The organism is Streptomyces sp. SAI-127 (assembly GCF_029894425.1).
In the GTDB taxonomy this organism is placed as follows: Bacteria; Actinomycetota; Actinomycetes; order Streptomycetales; family Streptomycetaceae; genus Streptomyces.
The window spans coordinates 6,662,061-6,677,702 of record NZ_JARXYJ010000001.1 but is presented as its reverse complement, the minus strand read 5'-3'; the positions used below and the strand labels follow the sequence as shown (position 1 = coordinate 6,677,702).

The 15,642-nt window shown below is 73.3% G+C and carries 14 protein-coding genes and 1 pseudogene; 11 read left to right on the top strand and 4 right to left on the bottom strand.

Features of this window, described 5'->3' with window-relative positions:
* Positions 1-111: 111 nt before the first annotated feature.
* From M2157_RS30835 to M2157_RS30825, 3 genes are all read right to left on the bottom strand, one after another.
* A complete protein-coding gene (locus tag M2157_RS30835; protein ID WP_266523628.1) occupies positions 112-393 on the bottom strand; it encodes a hypothetical protein in 282 nt (93 codons plus the stop codon).
* 163 nt (positions 394-556) lie between these two features.
* Positions 557-1,216 carry a hypothetical protein gene (locus M2157_RS30830; RefSeq protein ID WP_280857708.1) on the bottom strand — a complete coding sequence of 220 codons (660 nt, stop codon included), beginning with the start codon at positions 1,214-1,216 and terminating at the stop codon, positions 557-559.
* Between the two features lie 247 nt (positions 1,217-1,463).
* Positions 1,464-1,703 carry a chaplin gene (locus tag M2157_RS30825; RefSeq protein WP_266564531.1) on the bottom strand — a complete coding sequence of 80 codons (240 nt, stop codon included), beginning with the start codon at positions 1,701-1,703 and terminating at the stop codon, positions 1,464-1,466.
* A 384-nt stretch (positions 1,704-2,087) separates the two neighbouring features.
* Here M2157_RS30825 and M2157_RS30820 point away from each other — a divergent pair.
* From M2157_RS30820 to M2157_RS30780, 9 genes and pseudogenes are all read left to right on the top strand, one after another.
* A pseudogene (locus M2157_RS30820) lies at positions 2,088-2,231 on the top strand (DUF3344 domain-containing protein); the annotation flags it as partial.
* A 48-nt stretch (positions 2,232-2,279) separates the two neighbouring features.
* Positions 2,280-3,455, top strand: a complete 1,176-nt coding sequence (locus tag M2157_RS30815) for a glycosyltransferase family 4 protein (protein WP_280866819.1) — start codon at positions 2,280-2,282, stop codon at positions 3,453-3,455.
* The gene (locus tag M2157_RS30810) at positions 3,452-4,876 is read left to right on the top strand and encodes an exopolysaccharide biosynthesis polyprenyl glycosylphosphotransferase (RefSeq protein WP_280857710.1); all 1,425 of its coding nucleotides are present in this window, start codon (positions 3,452-3,454) and stop codon (positions 4,874-4,876) included. Before M2157_RS30815 ends, M2157_RS30810 begins: the two co-directional genes overlap by 4 nt.
* Positions 4,877-4,880: 4 nt before the next feature.
* The gene (locus M2157_RS30805) at positions 4,881-6,194 is read left to right on the top strand and encodes an O-antigen ligase family protein (protein ID WP_280866818.1); all 1,314 of its coding nucleotides are present in this window, start codon (positions 4,881-4,883) and stop codon (positions 6,192-6,194) included.
* Complete coding sequence (locus M2157_RS30800; RefSeq protein ID WP_280857712.1) at positions 6,191-7,849, top strand: lipid II flippase MurJ; 1,659 nt, start codon at positions 6,191-6,193, stop codon at positions 7,847-7,849. The genes M2157_RS30805 and M2157_RS30800 overlap by 4 nt, the downstream gene beginning before the upstream one ends.
* Positions 7,833-8,576: a polysaccharide deacetylase family protein gene (locus M2157_RS30795; RefSeq protein WP_280866817.1), complete on the top strand. Its 744-nt coding sequence runs from the start codon at positions 7,833-7,835 to the stop codon at positions 8,574-8,576. Before M2157_RS30800 ends, M2157_RS30795 begins: the two co-directional genes overlap by 17 nt.
* Position 8,577: 1 nt before the next feature.
* Entirely contained in the window at positions 8,578-9,732 is a 1,155-nt protein-coding gene (locus tag M2157_RS30790) for a glycosyltransferase (protein ID WP_280866816.1), read from the top strand.
* Entirely contained in the window at positions 9,729-10,385 is a 657-nt protein-coding gene (locus M2157_RS30785; protein ID WP_280857715.1) for a lipopolysaccharide biosynthesis protein, read from the top strand. Before M2157_RS30790 ends, M2157_RS30785 begins: the two co-directional genes overlap by 4 nt.
* Positions 10,382-11,503 carry a GNAT family N-acetyltransferase gene (locus tag M2157_RS30780; RefSeq protein ID WP_280857716.1) on the top strand — a complete coding sequence of 374 codons (1,122 nt, stop codon included), beginning with the start codon at positions 10,382-10,384 and terminating at the stop codon, positions 11,501-11,503. The genes M2157_RS30785 and M2157_RS30780 overlap by 4 nt, the downstream gene beginning before the upstream one ends.
* A gap of 28 nt (positions 11,504-11,531) precedes the next feature.
* Here M2157_RS30780 and M2157_RS30775 read toward each other — a convergent pair whose 3' ends face one another.
* Positions 11,532-12,815: a glycosyl hydrolase gene (locus M2157_RS30775; protein ID WP_280866815.1), complete on the bottom strand. Its 1,284-nt coding sequence runs from the start codon at positions 12,813-12,815 to the stop codon at positions 11,532-11,534.
* Between the two features lie 169 nt (positions 12,816-12,984).
* Here M2157_RS30775 and M2157_RS30770 point away from each other — a divergent pair, with 169 nt between their 5' ends.
* Together M2157_RS30770 and M2157_RS30765 are read left to right on the top strand one after the other, a co-directional pair.
* On the top strand, positions 12,985-14,301 hold the full coding sequence (locus tag M2157_RS30770; RefSeq protein WP_280857718.1) for an ATP-grasp domain-containing protein: 1,317 nt from the start codon (positions 12,985-12,987) through the stop codon (positions 14,299-14,301).
* Positions 14,301-15,593, top strand: coding sequence for an NAD(P)-binding domain-containing protein (locus tag M2157_RS30765; protein ID WP_280857719.1), 1,293 nt, complete (start codon positions 14,301-14,303; stop codon positions 15,591-15,593). Before M2157_RS30770 ends, M2157_RS30765 begins: the two co-directional genes overlap by 1 nt.
* Positions 15,594-15,642 lie beyond the last annotated feature (49 nt).

The following is a 15,642-nucleotide window of genomic DNA, read 5'->3' as shown; positions in this document are numbered from 1 at the left end:
TCCGAACGAGGGAGGCGCCGCTCCGCCGTGCTGTCCGGCTCGAACAGCACGAAGGGCCGATCCCGGGCGGCAGCCGCCGCTGGGAAATCGGCCCCGGCGTGGAGGATGACGTCAGTTCCCCACGGGAAGCCCACCGAGGAGTCCGGGCCTGGAGTTCAGCTTGGTGGTCGCCTTCTTGGCGGTGTGGAGCGGCGACTTCTTCTTCTCCGTGTTCAGCGCGTCCGACTGGTGCTGCAGCGGCCGCACGTCGAGGGGGCCCTTGGTGAGCGAGTTGACGGCGCCGTTGAGGCTGGTGGGCGTCAGATCGGCGGTGTCCTGAGCGAACGCGGGCGCGGCGGCACCGGCAAGAACCAGGGAACCGGCAACTACAGCAGCAGCCTTCAGGGACTTCATCGTGTTCCTCTCTTCGGCAATTCATGTCGTCGGGCGGGCAAGTCCGACACCGTGCCCAACGAGCCCCGGCCGGAGCGGAAACTCCGTGCGCGGATATTGGGCTTTCATGAAAATGCCGGGTGCCGGCCTCGGGAGAGACCGGCCCGCCTGTGATGCGGGCGCGTCACGACACGGGCAGTTGTGAGCTGCTGGGCAGGGAGGACAGGCCCGCCAGGTCGGGAGCGGGCAGCTCGGTGTCGATCATGGTGGCGGCGACGGCGTCGACCAGGCCGCTGACCACGGCGGGGAGGGTGGACTCGACCTGGGTGGCCTCTCCGGAGGTGACCGCCTCGAGCAGGGCGTCGATCGCCTTCTCCAGGGCGTCGATCGCGTCGTCCAGCAGGTCGGCCGGCGCCTTTACGGACCGCGCCCCGGCGTCGCCGTTCTGGATGAGCGTGAGCAGCAGGGAGGGGGTCGGCGTCGTCGTACTGCCCGTCGTCGTGCTCGGTGTCGTCGTCATGCCTGTGGCGGGCAGGGTGACGGCGGCCGCCGAGGCCTCCTCGGTGATCTTCGCGGTGGCGTCCTTGACGGCGTCCCCGAGCTTGGCCGCCTGCTCGGCGGAGATCTGGCCGTTGTCGGCCTTGAGCACGGTGTTCAGCAGGTCGGTGACCGGGGTGAGCACGCCTCCCAGCTCGGCCAGCGCCTCGACCTGGGGGCGGAGCGCGTCCGCGTGGGGGACGGGCACGGGCCCACGGGAGGCCGCCGCGGTGGGGCCGGCGACCGCGACGAGAAGTGCGGCGCAGAGTGCGCAGGAGGCGAAGCACCGTGCGGGCAGACCACGCATGGGTGTTCCTTTCGATGTGCGTCGGATCTTGAGCCCACCGTGGAAGCGACGACCGCGCCCTGCAACCCAGCGATCACTCCCTGACACCGCCCCGCCTGCGCCCCTCGGACATCGCCCCTGGTGAGGGGCGCCTCAGGACCGGGCTCACGCGCTCCGCAGGTCACCCCCCATCCGGGGAAACACGGACCGGCCGCGCTCCCGTGGACGGGTCCACGGGAGGGCGGCCGGCGAAGGCGGAGAGCCGACGTCAGTCGTTCTCGCACTCATTGCCGAACGCGGGGTTCAGCGCAGCGATGCCGTTGACGGTGTTGCCGCAAACGTTGATCGGAACGTGGATCGGGACCTGGATGACGTTGCCCGACAGCACGCCCGGGGAGTGGGCGGCAACGCCCTGCGCGCCGCTGTCGGCGGCGGCGATGCCCGCGGTGCCCGCAACGGCGGCGGCCGCAACGGTGGTCAGGGCCAGGCCCTTCGCGATACGCGACATGGAGAGGTACTCCTTGGGTTGACACAAACAACCGGGCGGGGATGCCCGGCCCTGTGTCAACGCGTGGCGCCCGCGCGGGTTGTGCCGCCAATGGGGTGATCTCACGAACGAACGTGCCTCACCGCCCGACACACATGTCGGGTTTCACGGACTAAATGCGCATACCGGATAGGGTTGCGAAGCTCTTGAGGCACCCATGCAGCCAGCACATCGCATTCGTCACGCCACCTTCCCGAAAGGGCAATGCCGGTCATGCGTATTTCCCGGGTCCCGCTGTGCCACGTTGCCAGGGGCGGCGTCCGCGCGGCGGACAACGGCTTCGACGGATACGAGGCACTCAACTCCCGTACCGGGATGCGGATGCGGTTGCACGGCCTCGGCGTGAACGCCCTCGGTCACGCCCCCGATCTGTTCGAACTCGGCAAGGCGCTGCGGTCCGGTGGTGACCAGTCGGCCTTCCGGCTCGTTTCCCAGCGCGACGCGGCCAGGGCCGGCGTGCTCTTCGTCGCTGCTGCCGCCCGCGCGTAGGCGCCTTCCCTCCTGTCCCGAGCGCCGTCCGTGAGCGAGGAAACGCGCATGCACCAGTCAGTCCCCGATCCCCGGCCGCGAGTCCTGCATCTGACCCAGCCCGTGGACGGCGGGGTCGCCCGTGTGGTGACGGACCTGGCCCGAGCCCAGCTCGCGGCCGGTCTGCACGTGACGGTCGCCTGCCCGGACGGCCCCCTCGCCCCCGCCCTGCGCGGGCTCGGCGCCGACGTACGGCACTGGCACGCCACCCGCTCGCCGGGTCCGGCCCTCGTGCACGAGGTACGGCGGCTCGGTCAGGTGATCGCGGACGTGCGGCCCGACCTGGTGCACGCGCACAGCGCGAAGGCGGGCCTGGTCGGCCGGCTCGCGGTACGCGGGCGGATCCCGACCGTGTTCCAGCCGCACGCCTGGTCTTTCGAGGCGGTCGGCGGGATGACGGCGGCGCTCGCGCTGCGGTGGGAGCGGTGGGCGGCGCGTTGGGCGTCCCAAGTGGTGTGTGTGAGCGCGGCGGAGCGCGCGACCGGCGTGCGCGCCGGCATCGGCGGGCGGTGGACGGTGGTCCCCAACGGCATCCGGCCCGAACGTTTCCACCCCGCCCCCGTCGACACCGTACGGTCCGGTGTCCTTCCCGATGTCGATCCGGCGGCGCCTCTCGTGGTGTGCGTGGGGCGGCTGTGCCGGCAGAAGGGGCAGGACATCCTGCTGGACGCCTGGGACAGCGTGTCGCGGCGGGTGCCGGACGCCCGGCTCGTGCTCGTCGGTGACGGGCCCGACCAGGAACGGCTGCGCTCCCGCGCACCGCGGTCCGTGCTGTTCGCCGGGGCAGTCACCGACACCGCGCCCTGGTACCAGGCCGCCGACCTGGTCGTGCTGCCCTCGCTCTGGGAGGGCATGGCGCTCGCCCCGCTGGAGGCGATGTCCTGCGGACGGCCCGTGGTGCTGACCGATGTGGACGGTGCCCGGGAGAGCCTGCCGCCCGCGCTCGTCCCCCGCTGCCTGGTGCCGCCGGGTGATCCGACGCCGCTCGCCGAGGCGGTCACCACGCTGCTGCTCGACCCGTTGCTGCGCGAGGCGCTCGGCCACCAGGGGCGCCGCCACGTCCTGTCCACGCACGACGTACGGCTCACCGCCGAGGCGGTGGCGGCCGTGTACCGCGACGTGCTCGGCGGCCCGGCCGCCGCATACGCCGTGCCCACCGAGTACAGGGAGTTCATCCACTCGTGACCGCGGAAAGTACCGTCCCCTCGCCCGGTGCCCAGCCTCGGGATCCCGGTTTCGCGCCCCTGTTCGTCATGCCGTCGCGCGGCACCGCAGCCGGTTTCCGCTTCCCGGCCCGCAGACCCCCGTCCCGGCCCGCCTCCACGGCCCCGCTGCTCGCCGCGGACAGCGTCGCCGCCCTGCTGGGCGCGGTGACACTCGCCGGCGCGGAGCACCAAGTGCTGCTGGTGGCGCTGCTGGTGACCGCGTCGATGCTGCTGCGCCGGCACTCGGCCCGGCCGGTGCCGGGGATCCTCGACGAACTGCCCTCCGTGTGCGGCCGGATCGCGATCGCCTGGCTGGCGGTCGCGGCGCTCGTCGCCGCGTACGCACCCCACCATGCCCTGCCGGCCCGCACCCTCGCCGCGGGCTTCGTGCTCCAGTCGGCGACGGCCTGCGCGGCCCGGGGCGCCGTGCACTGGCGGCGGCGCGTGCTGCGGCGCGCCCGGCCGCGGGCCGCGCTGGTCGTCGGCCCGGCCGCGACCGCGCAGCGGGTGGCCGCCGCCGTACTGCGGCATCCGCGGTGCGGGGTGCGGCCGGTGGGGATCGTGACCGAACAGCCGGACGGCGGGGGCCAGTTGCCGGTGCTGACGACCGGCGAGGAGGTCGAGCGAGCCCTCATCCAGAACGCTGTGCGGGACGTCCTGGTCGTCCATCCCTCCGCACGCTCGGCCCAGGGGCCGCTGCTGCGGGCGCTCGCCGAGTCGGGCTGCGCGGTGTGGGAGGTGGAGCCGGACTCACCGTCGTACGCCTCGAAGGACCAGCTCGCCGGGTTCTCCTGTCGTCGGCTGGAGATGGGCTCGCGGTGGCACGGCGGTCTCGGCAAGCGGGCGCTGGACGTGGCCGTCTCCGGGACGCTGTTGCTGATGGTCAGCCCGCTGCTGCTGGTGTGCGCGCTCGCGCTGCGAATGACCGGCGGGCCGGGCGTGGTGTTCCGGCAGGAGCGCATCGGCAAGGACGGCCGGCCCTTCACCCTGCTGAAGTTCCGCACCCACCGCCCGGTCGACGAGCACGAGGCGGCGACCCGCTGGAGTGTGGCGAACGAACACCGCATGCCGTGGTTCTGCCGCTTCCTGCGCCGCACCTCACTGGACGAGCTGCTCCAGCTGTGGAACGTCCTGTGGGGCGACATGAGCCTGGTCGGACCGCGCCCCGAACGCCCGTACTTCGTCGCCAAGTTCAGCCAGGCCCACCCGGGTTACGCGGCCCGCCACCGCATGCAGACCGGCATCACCGGCCTCTCCCAGATCCACGGTCTGCGCGGGGACACCTCCATCGAGGACCGGGCCCGTTTCGACAACGCCTACATCGACAACTGGTCGCTGTGGCAGGACGTCTGCATCCTGCTGCGCACCGCGGCCGCGCTCGTGCGCCCGACGGGGAGCTGAGCACATGACCCTCGCCCTGACCCTGCCCCGCGTCCGGCAGTGGCCCCCCGTCCTGCCCGTGCTCGCCGTGGTCGCCCTGCTCGCGCTGCCGCTCGCGCCGGGCGACGAGGGCGGCGCGGGACCGGCCGACGCGGTCTCCGCACTCGTCGTCGGGTACTGCGCGATCCGTCTCGTACGGGACCGGCGGCGTCCCCTGTCCCGTACGGCGGTCGTGCTGCTGGGCCTTCCCGTGGCCGGGCTCGCGCTCGCCGCGGCGGGGGCCGCCTCGCCGGGCGCGGGGATCAGCGGCATGGGCCGCTACCTCCAGGTGTTCGTGCTGGTCCCGGCCGCCGTCATGCTGCTGATCCGCGACCGGGGTGACTTCCGGCTGCTGGCCTGGGCGTTCGTGGGACTCGCCGGGTGGCAGGGCGCGATCGGCACGCATCAGTACATGACGGGGACCGGCGCCTCGTACCAGGGCGAGGACATCCGGGCCGTCGGTACCTTCGGGGCGAGCGACGTGATGGGGATGGCGACCGTCGTCTCCTTCGGGCTGGTGTGCGCGGTGGGGCTGGCCCTGGGGCGGACCTCCGTACGGGAGCGGGCGGTTGCCGCCGCTTGCGCAGTCGCCCTGCTGCTGCCGCTCGCGCTGTCCTTCAGCCGCGGTGCGTGGATCGCGACGGCCGTGACGTGCGGGGCGCAGCTGATGCTGGCCGGGCTGCGGCGGGCGCTGGCGGTGACCGCGGCGGTGGTCGCGACGGGCGTGATCCTGGTGGGCGGGCTCGGACTGGGTTCGGCGCAGCTCCAGGAGCGGGTCGACAGCGTCACACGGGTCACCGACGCGCCGGACCAGTCCGTCACCGACCGCTACACGCTGTGGGCGGCGGCGGTCGGCATGTGGCGCGAACAGCCGCTCACCGGCGTCGGGTTGAAGGGCTTCGCCGAGCACCGGGACGCGCACGCCTCGCTCGCGCTGTCCGCGGGCAGCGACACGGAGGGCGCGGGCGCGGACTTCCGCAAGCAGCCGCTGCTGTCCCCGCACAACATGTACCTCCTCGTCCTCGCCGAACAGGGCCTGCTCGGACTGCTCGCGCTGGCGGGCTGCTGGCTGGCCCTGCTGGTGTGCGGGCTGTACGGGCTGTTCCGGGTACGGCGGAACGGCCCCGGGCTCGACTGCGCACTCGTCGCCTGCGGCCTGCTGATCTGGCAGCTGACCGACTTCCTGTACGCCGACATCGGCGGCCCCTCGACCGTGCTGACGGCGGTGTGCTTCGGACTGGTGGCCTGGTGGGCGCTGGTCGCAAGCGGCGCGACGACGGCATGGGACACGGTGCGATGAAGGTGACGCCCCCCAGGCCCGACGCGCACGCCGACACCGACGGCACGGTGGTGTTTCCCTCGGCCCGCACCGCCGACGCCAGCGAACTCGCCCCCGTCTCCGGGGGGTTCCTCGCCAAGGCCACCCTGGTCACGGCCGGCCTCTCGATCGTCGGAGCCCTGCTCGGGCTGGTCCGTGACCAGGCGCTGGCCCGGCTCTTCGGTGCCGGGAGCGAGACGGACGCCTTCCTGGTGGCCTGGACCGTGCCCGAGTTCGCCTCCACCCTGTTCATCGAGGACGGGCTGTCCTTCGCGCTGATCCCGGCGTTCAGCCTGGCGCTGGCCCGCCGTGCGCAGGGCGCTCCCGGCGACCCGGTCCGCTCGCTGGTGGTGGCCACGCTCCCCTGGCTGTCGCTGGCCTTCGTCGCCGTGTCCGCGCTGGTCATCGGCACCGCCCCCTACCTGGTCGAGGCCCTGGCACCCGGGCTTCCCGACCCGGGCCTCGCCGTCGACTGCACCCGGGTGACCGCGCTGAGCGTGCTGGGCTTCGGGCTCGCCGGATACTGCAGCGCCGCCCTCAGGGCGCACCGGACCTTCCTCGCGCCGGCCGCCATCTACGTGGCCTACAACGCCGGCATCATCACCGCGATGTTCGTGCTCGGCGGGCAGTGGGGCGTGCGCTCGGCGGCCGTCGGGGTCGCGGTGGGCGGTGGATTGATGGTGGCGATCCAACTGCCATCCGTCTGGCGGCAGTCGCGACGCCGGGCAGCGCCCCGGGTCGCATCCGCCGAGGCGGCCGGGCAGAGCATGACGCTGGCCATGGTCGCCACCGTCCTCCTCTTCGCCCTGTGCCGGCAGTCCCAGGTCCTCATCGAGCGCTTTCTCGCCTCCGCCCTCCCGGCCGGCGCCATCTCGCACCTCAACTACGCGCAGAAGGTGGCTCAGATCCCGATGACGCTGTCGCTGATGCTGTGCACGGTCACCTTCCCCGTGGTGGCGCGGGCGCTGGCCGACGGCGACACGGAGCGGGCCCGGGACCGCGTGGAGCGGGACCTGGCGCTGGCCGCGTGTCTGGTGCTGCTCGGCGCGGCCACGGTGATCGCCTGCGCCCCCCAGATGGTCGAACTCCTCTTCCAGCGAGGCGAGTTCACCGCGGCGGACACGGCGGCGACCGCGGGGGTCATGCGCGTGTACGCACTCGGGCTGCTCAGTCAGACCCTGGTCGGGTGTCTGGTCCGGTCCCACTTCTCCGCGGGCCGCTCCACCTGGTATCCGCTCGGCGCGATGGCCGTCGGCATCGTCACCACCGCCGGCGTCGGCAGCTGGACGGTGGGCCCGTGGGGAGTGGCCGGGATCGCCGCCGCCAACGCCATCGGCATCACCGTCACGGCCTTGATGCTGCTCGCCGGCATGGGCGCGCGCAACGTCCCGATCCGCACCCGGCGGGTTCTCGCCGGGCTGAGCAGGACGCTGTACGCGGCGGTCGTCGCAACCGTCACCGGCGCGTTCGCGGCGAGCCGATTCGACTCGGCGGTACCGGGTCTGGCCACGGGTTCCCTGACCGTGGTCGCCGTCTTCGTCCTCCTTGCCCGGGCCCTGAACGTCCAGGGCGTCGCTTCCGCTCTGCGTTCCCTACGCACCGTCACCCGAAGGCTCTCGCATGCCCGTTTCCGCTGACAGCGCCCCTCTCAGAGGCCCGGTGCCCTGGGTGGCGATGTACCACTCCGTGGGCGACTACTCGGACGACCCCTACCGCGTCACGGTCACGCCCGAACGGCTGGACCGGCAACTGCGCTGGCTGCGCGGACGCGGCCTCACCGGTGTCTCCGTGGCCGACCTGCTGGCCGCCCGCGCCCGCGGCGAGGGCCGCAAGCTGGTCGGACTCACCTTCGACGACGGTTACGCCGACTTCGTCGACCATGCCCTGCCGGTACTGCGCCGGTACGGCTTCGGCGCCACTCTCTTCGCGCTGCCGGGCCGGCTCGGCGGGGACAACGCCTGGGACCGGCTGGGCCCGCGCAAGCCGCTGCTCACCGCGGACGCCATCCGGCAGGCGGCGGCCGAGGGGGTGGAGATCGGCTCGCACGGGCTGACCCACATCGACCTGACCAAGGCGGACGACGCCCTGGTGAAGGCCGAGGTCGTCGAGAGCCGGGCCACGCTGGAACAGTTGACGGGCTCTCCCGTGAACGGCTTCTGCTACCCGTACGGCGCGATCGACCAGCGTGCCGTGGACGCCGTCCGCGACGCCGGATACACATACGCCTGCGCGATCGACCCCGGTCCGCTGAACGGCCCGTACGCACTGCCCCGCCTGTACGTCGGGCAGGACGACCACGCCGTACGCCTGTTTCTGAAGTACCGGCTGCACCGCCTGCGCCGGCGCCCTGTCGAGGGGGTCTGACGTGCGGGCCCTGCATGTCATCACCGGCCTGGGCGTCGGCGGTGCCGAGCAGCAGCTCCGGCTCCTGCTGCGGCACCTGCCGGTCGACTGCGAGGTCGTCACGCTCACCAACCCGGGCGCGGTCGCCGACGGGCTGGCCGCCGACGGGGTGCGGGTGACCCACCTGGGGATGGCCGGCAACCGGGACCTGGGCGCGCTGCCTCGCCTGGTCCGGCTGATCCGCACGGGCGGCTACGACCTCGTGCACACCCACCTCTACCGTGCCTGCGTCTACGGCCGGCTCGCCGCGCGGCTCGCGGGCGTCCGGGCGATCGTCGCCACCGAACACTCCCTGGGTGACTCGCAGATGGAGGGCCGCCCACTGACGGCGGGGGTACGTGGCCTCTACCTGGCCAGCGAGCGCCTGGGCCGGAGCACGGTCGCCGTCTCCCCGACCGTCGCCGAACGGCTGCGGCGCTGGGGCGTTCCGGCCCCCCGGATCGAGGTCGTCCCCAACGGTGTCGACCTGGACCGCTTCCGCTTCGACCCGGACCGGCGTCTGCGCACCCGACAGCGGCTGGGCCTGCCCGAGACGGCGTATCTCATCGGCGGCATCGGCCGGCTCACGGCCGGCAAACGCTTCGACGTCCTGATCCGGGCTCTTGCCCAGCTCCCCGCCGACCACTGGCTGTTGCTGGCCGGGGGCGGACCGCAGGAGCACACCCTGCGGCGGACCGCCCAGGACGCCGGGGTCGCGGACCGCGTGCTGTTCACCGGCGAACGCCCCTGCGTCCCCGACGGCACCCCCGGCCCCGACCTGCCCTCCCTCACCTCGGCGATGGACCTGCTCGCCTCCCCCTGTCCGGAGGAGACCTTCGGTCTGGCGACGGTGGAGGCGCTGGCGTCGGGGCTGCCCGTCCTCTACTCCTCCTGCCCGGCACTCGAGGACCTGCCCGCGCACACCGCGCCGGCCGCGCGCTTCGTCCGGGGCGGCCCCGACGCCTTCGCGCGGGCCGTCACCGCGACCCGGGCCATGGGCCCCGGACCGCGCACCGCGCCCGAGGCCGCCGACCGCTACAGCATCACCCGCAGCGCCGATCGCCTGATGAACGTCTACGCGGCGGCGGTGGCCGCCCCTTCCATCTCTCCATCACCCCAGGGAGCCCCTCTCTCATGACCGAGAACCCCACCGGACCGAGCCACCCGGCCACCGGCCTGGCCCGCGTCAGGACCCTGCCGCCCTGGTCCCTGCTCGCGGCCGGAACCCTCGTCGGCGGCCTGCTCGGCGGGGTGTACGGGCTCACCGAGCAGCCCGAGTACACCGCCACGTCCTACGTCGTCGCCGTCCCCACCGAGAAGTCCGACCCGGCGACGGCGATCGGCTTCGCGCAGGCCTACGGCCGGGTCGCCACGCAGCTCGCGGTGCTCGGAGACGCGCAGGTGTGGGCCGGTGTGCCGGTGACGACGCTGAAGTCGAGCGTGCGGACGCAGACCTCGCCGGACGCTCCGATGGTCGCCGTCACGGCCACCTCCACCCGCCCCGACCTGGCCGCCGACATGGCCAACGCCGTCTCCCGCGCGCTGACCCGGCATGCGAACGACACCAAGGGCGCCACCCGCGTCGAGCTTCAGACGTTCGCCCGGGCCACCAAGCCCAGCGAGCCGTCCTCGGCCTCCCCCACCCTGACCGGCCTGGTGGGCGCGAGCGCGGGCGGCCTGCTCGGCGGGCTGGCACTGCTGGCCCGGCCCAGGCGGTCCGGGGACGCGGCCGGGCGCCCCGCGCCCGTACCGGGTCCGGCCATGGCCGGCGACACCCACGGGCAGCTGTGAGGTACCGGGCGGAACTCGTCACCACGGAGCGGGACTTCGCGGAACTGGCTGCGGAGTGGGGTGACTTGTACCGCCGCTGCGGGTCCGCCACCCCCTTCCAGAGTCACGCCTGGCTGCACTCCTGGTGGCTGTCGTACGGCAGACGCGGCCGGCTGCGGCTGGTGCTGGTGCGCGACGGGGCGGACCTGGCCGCCGCCGCGCCGCTGATGCGCGTGGACCGCCCTGTGCCCTCGCTCGTGCCGCTCGGCGGGTCCATCTCCGACTACGGGGACGTCCTGCTGGACGACGAGCGCGGCCCGGAGGCGGTCACCGCGCTCGCCGGGGGCCTGTCCGCGGCCGCTCGCACCGCCCTGATCGACCTCCGCGAGGTCCGCCCGGGCGGGGCCGCCGAGCGGATCTACGGCCACTGGAACGGGCCCCGACGCCGGGTGGACGACTCGGTGTGCCTGGAACTGCCCGCGGTGTCCATGGACGAGCTGATCACGCGCCTGCCCACGGCCAAGGCCCAGCAGCGGGTCCGCGCCAAGCTGCGCAAGCTGACCGCGCTCGGGATCCAGCGGCACACCGTGACACCGGACGAGGTGGACAAGGCGCTGCGGCGGCTCATCGAGCTGCACGCCCTCCAGTGGGAGGGCCGGGGTGTGACGCCCGAGCATCTTCGGCCGCGGTTCCGCGAACACCTGGTGCGCTCGGTCGCGCCGATGGTGCGCTCCGGGGACGCGGTGGTCACCGAGTTCCGTCTCGACGACGACGTGGTGGCCGTGGACCTGACCCTGATGTCGCGGCGGCTGGCGGGCGGCTACCTGTACGGCGCCCATCCGTGCCTGCGCGAACGCAAGGCGGACGTGGCGGTGATGCTGCTCGACGCGTGCAGCCGGCACACCCAGGAGGGCGGGCACGGCACGCTGAGCCTGCTGCGCGGCAACGAGCCGTACAAACACCACTGGCGGCCCGAGCCGGTCGTCAACCAGCGGCTGCTGCTGGCCCGGCGGCGCACGGCCCCGCTGCTGGCGGCGGTCGAGTGCGACGTGGCCGCGCGGCGGCGGGGCAAGGAGTTGCTGCTCCACTGGCAGGACTGGACGGAGCGGAAGGAGCGCCACGGTGGCGGCGGGTCCTGAGGGAGTCCGCCGCCACCGGTCGGCCGCGCTACCGGTTGCGCGGCAACCAGTCGAAGCGCAGGCACAGCTTCCCGCCGAGCCAGTACTCGACCCAGTCGCCCAGATCCACCGGAGAGCAGTCGGGCGGACTCGTCGGGCCGACGGGTGCGGTGGGCTCGGCCGGCTCCGTGACGGGGTCGGTGGGCTCGGCCGGCTCCGTGGGGGCGGTGATGGTGCCGGAGAGGAGGGACCGGTAGATCTCTGCCGCCCGCGGGTTGTCCGGGCACTGCCACACACCGTGCGGGCAGTAGTCGGTCAGCGTGTTGTAGAGCGGCTTGTGCTCGTTCATCCAGCCGAGCATGCGCCGCATGTACTCGGCGTTGTCCCCGTTGCGGAACAGTCCCCATTCCGGATAGGAGACGGGCTTGCCGTGGGCCTTGGCGAAATTCACCTGCGCCCGAAGGCCGTAGGGCTCATTCACCTGTTCGTCGAACGTCATCCCGGACGGCTGGTCGTAGGAATCCATGCCAACGATGTCGACCGAGTCGTCCCCGGGATAACACCGCGTCCAGGGCACGGCGTCCCGCCCCCGGGACGGCGCGAAGTCGAACCGGAACTTCTGCCCCGGCACCGCACGCATGGTCGTGACGATCCTGTTCCAGTACGTCTTCCAGGCCTCCGGGTCGGGCCCGCAGCGATGGGTGTACGTGGTGCCGTTCATCTCCCAGCCGAGCACGATCACCGTGTCCGGCACCTTCAGCCGCACCAGCCGTTCGGCCAGGGCGCGGAAGTGACGGTCGAAACGGCCGGCGGCGCCCTGACGCAACAGCAGCCGCACCTCGGCGTCGGAGACCTGCTCCTCGTTGCGCTCCAGCATGGGGACGTTGAGGACGAACATCCGGTCGTCCCGCCCGGTGCGCCAGCGCGCCCACGCGTCGAGGAAGCCGGGGGCGCCCTCGATGTTGCTCCAGCGGTCGCCGGGCAGATAGGTGTGGCCGACGCGCAGTTCGGCGCCGCCCAGCCAGCGGCTGAGGTCGAGCATGCGGGCCACGCCATTGGGGCCGTAGTCGAGATAGGCGCCGAACGCGGGAGCATGCTTTCCGGGCCACGCCGGCGCCGGGAGGGGCGGCGGGGTCACCTTCGGCTGCTCGGGCAGGGCCGGGGCCACGGGGACCGGTGTGGCGGCGGGTGTCGGAGCGGGAGGACCGGCGATCCGCGCCACCCCCGCACCCGCGGCGAATCCTGGACCGGACGCCAGTGCCGTCGTCGCGACGACCGACGCCGCGACGACGGCCAACCGCCCGGACCGGGTCCGTCGATGCTGTGGGGCCATGCCTGCTCCTCTCTCCACGCTCGGAATTTCGCTTTCGCTCTCTTTTCCGCGCCCTCGGGCTTTTCCCTTACCTGACACTCAGTCATATCAATATGAATTCCGCCACCGTGCTTACGGCTTTCGTGTGCTCCGATCGCCCGCACGAGTGAAACAACCGAAGGACGATGCCGTGTCGCCGTTCGACAGCCGGGTCCCCGCAGTACTGCTGCGGATCGACCCGAATCCCTTTCACCACGGAACGCTCGGTGCCGTGCGTTCACTGGGCCGGGCGGGTGTGGAGGTGCACCTGGTCGCCGACTGCGCGGGAAGCCCGGTCCGCGCGTCCCGTTTCGTACGGCAGTTGCACCCCGCGCCGCCGCCCGGCGCGTCCCCCGCCGACATCGCTGTCGTACTGCGTCAGGTGGCCGCCCGGATCGACAGCCCCGCCGTCCTGATCCCGATGGACGACGCGAGCGCGGTCGCGGTCGGCCGGCTGCGCGAGGAGCTGGCCCCCTCCTACCTCCTGCCGCAGCAGCCCCCGGCGCTGCCCGAGCGGGTGGCCGACAAGGCCGAACTGGCGGCGGTGTGCGCGGCCGCGGACATCCCGCATCCGGAGACGGTGATCCCGTCCGGCGCCGGCGAGGCCGCCGCCGCGGCCTGGCGGCTGGGCCTTCCGGTGGTGGCGAAGTGGAGCCGCCCCTGGCTGCTGCCGACGACCGGCGGGCTGCGCAGCACGGTCGTGGTGCGCAGCCCGCAGGAGGCGCACGAGCTGTACCTGCGCACCGAGGAGGCGGGCAGCCGGCTGCTGTTGCAGGCGTTCCTGCCCTCGGGCCCGGACCGCGACTGGTTCTTCCACGGGTACGCCGCCCGCACGGGCGCGGTGATCGGCGGCGGCCCCGGTGTGAAGGAACGGTCCTGGCCGCGCGCGGCGGGCCTGACCGCGGTGGGGCGCTGGCGGCCGAACCCGGACGTGCAGGCGCTCGCCGAGCGGCTCACCGGCGCACTGGGCTACCGCGGAATCCTCGATCTCGACTTCCGCCGCTGCGGCACGACCGGCGCCTACCACCTACTCGACTTCAACCCGCGCCCCGGTGCCCAGTTCCGGCTCTTCGCCGACAGCGCGGACCTGGACGTCGTACGGGCCCTGCACCTGGACCTGACCCACCGTCCGCTGCCGGATGGTTCGCCGCTGCCGGGGCGCGCCTTCGTGGTGGAGAACTACTCCCCGCTCACCCTGCTGCGTCCCGCCCCCGACGGACGTGAGCTGGCCTGGCACGCGGAGGACGACCGGGCGCCGGGCCGGGAGATGCGGGGGCTGTGGGCACGCCATGTGTCCCGCCGCGTGCGGGAGCGACTGCGGCGGCCGGCCGGAGCCGGAACCGGACGCCTGGTCGGGGCCACCGTGTCCGTGCCACCGCCCTCCCCCGCCACGCCCTACCGCTCCCCCGCCCTCGCCAACGCGCTCCCCGACGAGGTGTCCGACGACAAGAAAGTGAGCAGCTGCTGATGTACGACCTCCTGGTGGTGGGCGCGGGCCCGTACGGTCTGTCCATCGCGTCCCATGCCGCAGCCGCCGGACTGCGGCTACGGGTGTTCGGCCGCCCCATGGCCTCGTGGCGTGACCACATGCCGCGAGGGATGTTCCTCAAGTCGGAGCCGTGGGCGTCCAACCTGTCGGACCCGGCGGGCCGTCTGCGGCTGGACGCGTACTGCGCGGGCCAGGGCGTGGCAGCCGAGCACGGGGAGCCGATCCCGGTGGAGATGTTCGCCGCGTACGGCCAGTGGTTCGCCCGGAACGCGGTACCGGAGGTGGACGAGCGCACGATCACGCGGATCGCCCCCTGCCCGGGCGGCTTCGAGGCGGTCACCGAGGACGGCGAGACCCTGCACGCCCGCACGGTCGCACTGGCGGTCGGTGTGATGCCCTTCGTGGAGCTGCCGACCGCCCTGCGCACGCTGCCCGACTCCCTGGTGTCGCACAGCAGCCATCACGACGACCTCGCCCGCTTCCGCGACCGGGACGTCACCGTGATCGGCGGCGGCCAGGCGGCCCTGGAGACGGCGGCCCTCCTCGCCGAACAGGGCACACGGGTACGGGTCCTGGCGCGCGCCGACCAGTTGCAGTGGAACGACGTGCCGCCGCCCTGGCAACGCCCCTGGTGGCAGAGGGCGCGCGCCCCTCACAGCGGCCTCGGCCCCGGCTGGCGCAACTGGTTCTACTCCGAACGCCCGGGCCTCTTCTACCGGCTTCCCGAGGCGAGGCGGACGCGGATCTGCGCCACGGCGCTGGGGCCGGCCGGAGCCTGGTGGCTGCGGGACCGGATCGAGCCGGTGGTCGAGGTGCAGCTCGGCCACGAGGTGGCGGCGGCCCGTCCGGTGCGTGGCGGGGTGCGGCTGGATGTCGTGAGCGGCGGGGGCGGATCGCAACCGTCGGGGTCGCGGCGGGCCCTGCGCTCCCTGGAGACCGAGCATGTCATCGCCGCCACGGGCTTCCGCGCGACGGGAGAGCGGCTGCGGCTGCTCTCCGACGAACTGCGCGGCTCCCTGGCGACGGTGGCCGACGGCGCGCCGCAGGTCGGGCGGGACTTCGAGTCCTCTTGTCCGGGGCTGTTCCTCGCTGGCCTGGTGACGGCGTCCGGCTTCGGCCCGGCCATGCGCTTCGTGCACGGGGCGACCTTCACGGCGAGCACGCTCGTCGGCGGAGTGCGTCGTCACCTGCGCACGGGCACACCCGGCGGAACGATCCCGGCGCCCAGCAGCCGGGGACAGCGCGGGGCGGCGCCCGCCGTGCGGCCCTGACCTCAACCGTCCGTGGGGAGGATGCCGGGCGTGCCCGGCCGGCACCCCC